Annotated in this window: 1 protein-coding gene; it reads right to left on the reverse strand. The window is 74.9% G+C overall.

From position 1 onward, the window contains the following. Positions 1–404: 404 nt before the first annotated feature. Positions 405–3,645 (reverse strand): AMP-binding protein (locus GT042_RS21080; RefSeq protein WP_161310286.1); only part of this gene is annotated, 3,241 nt, incomplete at its 5' end.

The following is a 3,645-nucleotide window of genomic DNA, read 5'->3' on the forward strand; positions in this document are numbered from 1 at the left end:
GTGGGTGGGTGTCCTCAAGCGCCGGACGGGCTGGATGTCGCCGGTTGGCGTTGGGGGATGTGCGCGGGCCGGTGGGGGGATGTCCTCAATCGCCGGACGGGCTTGAGGTGCCTGGCCTGGCGTTGGGGGTGTGCGCGGATCGTACGGGGGGTGTCCTCAGGCGCCGGACGGGCTGGATGTGGCCGGTTGGTGTTGGGGGGTGTGCGTGGGTCGGTGGGTGGGTGTCCTCAAGCGCCGGACGGGCTGAAGTGGGCGGTGTGCTCGGGGATGTTCTGGGACATCGGATCGGGCTGATCTGCTCGTCCGGCGCCGGGGACACATCAAGCCCGTCCGGCGCTTGAGGACAACGCCGCGTCAGCGGCGGTTTTGCTGGTGCCGTCGAGCCGGCCGCACCCCGTCGCCGATCAAGCCCGTCCGGCGATTGAGGACGACACCGCGTCAGCGGCCTTCGGCCGAGGGGCACCACACGCCTCCCCCAGCGACCGCACAAACTCCTCCGCCAGGCCCACGATCCCCCGCTCCTCGAACGCCCGCGCGTTGTACTGGAGCCAGCACCGCAGCCCCCCGTCCGGCTGCTCCACCACCGTCAGCTCGGGCACCCCCCGATCCCCGCCCGGCAAGGGCCACGGCACCGTCGTGCCCCGTGGCAGGTCCCAGGGCGCGCACCGCACGCCCGGGAGCTGCGGGGGCGCGGTCCACGCCTCGTACCGGAGCCACGCCGCGAACGGCGCCGCCGGGCTGAACTCCGCGAACGGGTACAGCTGGTGGTCCAGCGCCTCCGTCGCGGTGACCCGCAACCGGTCCAGCAGCTCCGCGAAACCGGGGCTCCCCGACGCGTCCACCCGAAGCAGCAACGACTGTACGAAGCAGCCGACCACGTGCTCCGCGTCCGGGCGAGGCCGCCCGGGGACCGGCGTCATCAGGACCAGTTCGCTCTGCCCGCTCCGCGCCGCCAGCAACCCCGTCCACGCCGCCGTCACCGCCAGGAACGGCGTCGCCCCCAGTTCGCCCGCCCGCGCCCGCAGGGCCTCCGCCCGCTCCGCCGGCAGGTCGAACCGGTAGGCCTTGGTGAGGACTTCCGCCACCTCCCGGCGCCCCGGGAAGACCTCCACCGCGGCCGGCGCGCCCGCGAGCGCGCCCTCGAAGTGCCGCCGCGACTCCGGCCAGTGCGCGTTGGACCACGCCACCAACTCCTCGTAGCCGGGCCCCGACCGCACCGGCGGCGCCGTCCGCCCGCGCCGCAGCGCCGAGTAGAGCACGCCCAGATCCGACAGCAGCACCCCCACCGACCAGCCGTCGCACACCATGTGATGCACCGCCAGCAGCACCACATGGTCCTCGGGCCCCCGCGTCACCACCAGCAGCCGCGCCATCGGGTCACGCGCCAGATCTGTCAGCCGGTCGCGCTCGGCGAGCAGCAGCTCGTCCACCTCGGCGTCGCTCGCGCCGGGCGCCTCGCGCAGGGTGATCCGTACGGCGGGCTCCTCGTCCAGCACGACCCGTACCACCCCGGGCTCCCCCGCCACCGGCTCGAAGCGGGTCCGCAGCGCGGGATGCCTCCGTACGGCCTCGGTCAGCGCCCGCCCCAGGGTCTCCGGCTCCAGCCGGTCCGTGACCCGGAACAGCGCGGTGACCGCGCCCGCGTCCCGGCCCGGCGCCTCCGCCATCCAGCGGAAGAAGTTCTCCTGCTGGGAGGTGAGCGGGACGGCGTGCGCCTGGGCGCGGAGGCGGGTGAGGTACGGCGTCACCGTGGCCGGGGCCGTGTCGGCGGCCGAGTCGGTGACACCGGCCGTGGCCGCCCCGCGCTCGCCCTCCCGCGCCTCCAGCCACGCCGCCTGCGCCCGCAGCGAAGGGCGTTCGAAGATCAGCGCGGTTCCCGCCCGTACCCCGAACTCCGCCTCCAGCGCCGCCGCCAACTGCACCGCCCGGAACGAGTCCCCGCCGAGCGCGAAGAACTCCGCCGACACGTCCGCCACCACCCGGCCCAGCAGCCTCCGCCAGATCGCCGCCAGCCGAAGCTCGGTGGGGGAGGAGGGCGCGACCGCCGCCGCTCCCTCCGCCGGCGCGTCGAACAGCGGTCGCAGCAGGTGCTTGACCACCTTGCCGGTCGGGTTCTTCGGCAGCCGGTCCACGAGCAGCACACGGAGGGGGAGTTCGGGCCGGCTCAGCCGCGCGCTCAGGAAGAGCCGCAGTTCGTCGAGGTCCAGGCCGTCCGGGCCCGGGACGACCACGGCCACCGGCACCGCGCCCATCACCGCGTGCGGCAGCCCGAGCGCCGCCGCGTCGGCCACGTGCGGGTGTGCGTGCAGGACCTCTTCGATCCGCAGCGTCGAGACCTTCAGCGCACCGGACTTGATGACATCGCTCTCCCGGTCGACCAGGTACAGCCGGCCCCCGTCGTCCACCCGCCCCAGGTCCCCCATCCGCACCCACCCGTCACGGAACACCCGCGCGCCGTCCGCAGCACCGGCATCGGGACCCATACCGGCACCCGTACCCGCACCGGGACCCGTACCCGCACCGGGACCCGTACCCGCACCGGCACCCGCACCCGCACCGGGACCGGCACCTGCACCGGGACCCGCACCGGAACCCCCGCCGAGATAGCCGCGCGGCGGCCCCGGCTGCCGCAGCCACACCTCGCCCACCTCGCCCACCCCCAGCTCCCGCCCCTCCGCGTCGAGGATCCGCAGGTCGGCGGGGTCGGCCGGACGGCCCACCGACCCGGGGTGCCGGGCGTCCACGATCGCGGAGATCTGCGCGGGAGCGGCCTCCGCCGAGGTGTACGTGTTGACCAGGGTGGCCCCGGGCAGCGCCGCCGCCAGGGCGGTGGCGACGGGACCCGGCAGCGCGGCGGCCGACGAACTGACCAGCAGCACACTGGACAGGTCGTACGTCCGCGCCGTGCCCGCGTTCAGCAGCTCCACGGCCATCGACGGCACGAGGAACACCGTGCCGACCCCGAACTCCTCGACCGTACGGCCGAATTCGTCCGCGTCGAAGCGGGGGAGGATCACGGTGGCCGGGGCGCCCGTGAGGGCGTTCAGCAGCATCACCTGCCCGGCGTTCGTGCCGAGGGGGAACGCGTACAGCGCGTGCCGGGAGTGCGCGTACGGCCGGGGGCGCGGGTTGAGGGTCAGCCCCGCCGTCAGATTGCCGTGCGCGGCGAACACACCCTTGGGCGCACCGGTGGTGCCTGACGTGCCGATCACCTGAGCCTCGTCCAACGGCCCTACACGATACGGGGGTTCAGGCGGCACCTCCTGATGCTTCGTCAGCAGATCTGACAGGACGAGGTCCACCGTGCCGGGCAGCACGGCGGGAGCGGGCGACGACGCTCCCTGCCCGGCTCCCGCGTCACGCACCACCGTCCCCGCCTCGGCCAGCGCCGCGAGCCGCGCCGCCTCCGGCTCCGCGAGGTCCTCCCGTACGGGCACCGGCACCCCGCCCGCGTACTGCACCGCGAGGAACGCGACGGCGAACCGTTCCCACGCGTCGTTACGGAAGCGCAGGGCGACCCGCGCCCCCGGCCGTACTCCCGCCTCCGCCAGGCCCGCGGCGGCCCTGAGCGCCTGGTCCCGCCACTGCCGGTACGTGACCGAGCCGCCGCCGACGACCTGGAGGGCGAGCCGGTCGGGATGTTCC

The sequence above is a fragment of the Streptomyces sp. SID3212 genome (assembly GCF_009865405.1).
Taxonomy (GTDB): Bacteria; Actinomycetota; Actinomycetes; order Streptomycetales; family Streptomycetaceae; genus Streptomyces.